Annotated in this window: 2 protein-coding genes; both read left to right on the forward strand. The window is 51.3% G+C overall.

Going from position 1 to position 3,518, the window contains the following annotated elements; all coding sequences use genetic code 11:
* On the forward strand, positions 1-1,125 hold a 1,125-nt coding region (locus ACOCD2_RS14435; RefSeq protein ID WP_419590136.1), incomplete at its 5' end, for a metallophosphoesterase family protein.
* Positions 1,126-1,143: 18 nt separating this feature from the next.
* Positions 1,144-3,518 (forward strand): AAA family ATPase (locus ACOCD2_RS14440; protein WP_419625748.1); only part of this gene is annotated, 2,375 nt, incomplete at its 3' end.

Genomic DNA, 3,518 nt, shown 5'->3' on the forward strand with positions numbered 1-3,518 from the left:
GAAGAGGTCGCTTTTATCTTGCTGGCGGGCGATCTGTATGACGGTGACTGGAAGGATTACAACACGGGGCTCTATTTCATGCAGCACATGGCAAGGCTATGTGATGCCGGTATCCGCGTGTTCATCGTGGCAGGCAACCATGATGCCGCCAGCCAAATCACCAAGCATCTTCGCTTGCCGGACAATGTCACGCTATTTTCCACCAAACATCCTGAGACGGTTGTCCTGGAAGACCTGAATGTAGCCATTATTGGTCAGGGTTTTGCTACGCGGGCCGTCACTGACGACCTCTCACAAGCCTATCCTCAAGGAGATCCCCAACTCTTTAACATCGGTCTGTTGCACACTTGTCTGGATGGTAAACCCGGGCATGAGCCCTATGCGCCTTGCTCGGTTGATGGGCTTCGCTCCAAAGGGTACCAATACTGGGCACTGGGACATATCCATAAACGTGAGGAGGTGAGTCAGGATCCATGGATTGTATTCCCGGGAAATATCCAGGGACGACATATCCGTGAGGTAGGACCAAAGGGCTGTACCTTAGTCAGGGTTGAAAGTGGAGAGATTGCATCGGTGGAACATCGTGATCTAGATGTGATGCGCTGGGCTCGCTGTGAGATTGATGTATCTGCCAGCGAAACGATGGACGAACTCTTTGAGCAGGTGAGTGAGGGGCTGCAGTCGGAATTGGATGAAGCGGGAGGACGGCCAGTCGCTGTCCGCCTGATTGTGAAAGGTGCATGCCCGTTACATTCGACATTGCATGCCGACCGTGAACGCTGGACCCAGGAATACCGGGCGCTGGCAACAGCACTTGGTGGTGCGGGGATCTGGTTGGAGAAGGTTTCATTCAAGACAAAACCTTCTGTTTCAGTAGATGAAATGCTGGAACGCAACGATGCATTAAGTGGCCTCCTGCATGGCATCCGCGACTTGGAAGTGGATGCTTCAAGTTTGGCTGAACTTGCCGAGGAGCTATCCGCATTTCGCCGGAAACTTCCTGCTGAACTATTAGGTGGCGAAGATCCTTATGATCCAACCCAACCTGATGCACTCAAAGAAGCACTGGAGGATATCAAGGAACTGCTCGTCAATCGCTTGTTGTCCACTGAGCATGGCGCATAAAGTCGGGATAGGAAAAAGATGAAAATAAAGGAATTGGGTCTTGCGGCATTTGGCCCCTTTACCGACAAAAAGTTGTCTTTTGATGAGGCTGGCCTGCATATTGTCTATGGTCCCAATGAGGCCGGGAAAAGCTCGGCACTGAGGGGACTTAAAGCGCTGCTGTATGGCATTGACGAACGTACGCAGGACAATTTCCTTCATGCAAACAAGGATCTGCGCATTGGTGGGCATTTATGCACAACTGATGGCCATGAATTCGCATTTGTCCGTCGTAAAGGCCGGAAAAATACCTTATTGAGTCCTGAGGGTGAGACACTTGATAAACAGGTGCTGGCGCCTTTTCTCCAAGGCGTGACACCAGCGCTTTTTGAGACGCTTTTTGGGATTGATCATCAGGCGTTGGTGCAGGGCGGGCAGGAGATTCTAGAACAGAAAGGAGAAGTAGGGCAGGCGCTTTTCTCCGCAGCACTCGGGAGCCAGGCCCTGCACGCTGTACTTGCAGCGTTCGACGAGGAAGCTGACGCCCTTTTTCTCCCCAGGGGCTCAACACAGAATATCAATTCAGCATTGAAGTCCTATGCTGAACTCAAAAAGGAGATCAGGGAACATTCGCTTTCATCCAGAGAATGGGATGAGCATCGCCGTGCTTTGGGGCGTACCACGAAGGCACTGGAGAAAATCCGATCTGATCTGGCCATCGACAGGCGTGAAGTGAATCGTTTACAACGTATTCAACGTGTTTTACCGAAACTGGCCCGACGCCGTGAGCTTCTTCAGGAGATGAAAGCGATGGGTGAGGTAACACTCCTGCCAGAAGATTTTACAGCTCGCCGCCAAAAAGCCATGAATGCGTTGGATAGGGCTCAGGCCATTCTCGGTAAGGCTGTCCCGCGTCTTGAAGGATTACAGCAGCAACTTGAAGCATTATCGATCAATCATGAGCTATTGGATCAGGCAGAGAGTATCGAAGATCTCCATACACGCCTAGGTAGCTATCGAAAGGCCCAGCAGGACCGCCCTCATCTTGAAGCCGAACGCCAACAGCAACTGACCGATATCAAATCCATTCTCAAAGAGATTCGTCCCGATCTTGAACTGAGGGATATCGAGGCATTACGCTCTGTTTTGGCAAGGCGGCAGGTCATTGTTGAGCTGGGTGGTGAACAGGCTGTACTCAATGCCCAATTAGAACAAGCCCACTCCAGCTTGCGGGAAACAAAAAATCGTTTGAAGAAAGCCTGCAAGGAACGCGGTGAGATTCCGGAACCAGGCTCAACGGATGCATTGCAACGGGCGATCGTGGCTGCCAGGAAAGAAGGGGAGTTAGCTGCCTCGATCCTGTCCATCCAAAGCCAGCTCGCCAATCTTCAGACAGCGTGCCAGGCTGACCTATCACGAGTCACGCTTTGGGAAGGCAAACTGGAAGAAGTGATTGGATTGGCATTGCCCAGCCGGGAAAGTATCCATCGATTTGAAGAAGCGTATGATCATCTTGGGACACAATTCCAACGGCTGGAAGAGAAAAAACAGGAAATCATCGACGCAATACAGGATACCTTGCAGCATCTCGATGAAATCGATCGTATCGGGACAGTGCCTACTGAATTGGATCTTATGAATGCCCGGGGCCAACGCGATGAAATCTGGCGCTTGCTGCGTCGCCATTGGGTCGATGGTGAGGATGTAACCGTCGAGGCGAGTGACTACCAAGATGAAGGCACATTACCGGATGTTTTTGAAAAGCGGCTGACGGGTAGCGATGAACTCGCTGATCGCCTGCGCCGTGAAGCCGATCGGGTGCATGCATTGGCCAGTCTGCAGGCTGCACAGCAGAGTGGGCAAAGCCAAGTCGTGAGGATTACCGAAGCGCTCGAAATAGCGAATGCAGAAAAAGAGCAGCTCGATACTGAATGGCAGGCTTTGTGGGCACCTTGTCAAATTGTTCCGCGTACCCCAAGAGAGATGCGGGCTTGGCTGGATGGATTTGAAAAACTACGTGAGCAAGTGGAGCAACTCAATCTACAGCGCCAGAAATCGAGTGAGCTCGAGCAGAACCGTACCAGACACATCCAACGACTTGAAGAACAGCTGCATAAGCTGGGAAGAGAAAGCACCACATCAGTGGAGCTGGAAACCCTGCTCATGGAGTGCGAAGCCGTAGCCGCACGGCTTGATAGCGACAAACACAAACGCGATTCACTTGAAAAAGAGGTCAAGGATCGGGAAGCCGATGTTGAATCCTTGAATGAAACACTTCAATCAGCAAGCGAATCACTCGAATCCTGGAGAACGCAATGGAACGAGATGATGAAGAACCTTGGTTTGCCAAGTGATTCTTCGCCATCAGCGGTTGATGATTTCATTGAAAATGTCAGAACCCTGTTTTCAAAGCA

Source organism: Thiolapillus sp., from assembly GCF_048562965.1.
Lineage (GTDB): Bacteria > Pseudomonadota > Gammaproteobacteria > Chromatiales > Chromatiaceae > Thiolapillus > Thiolapillus brandeum_A.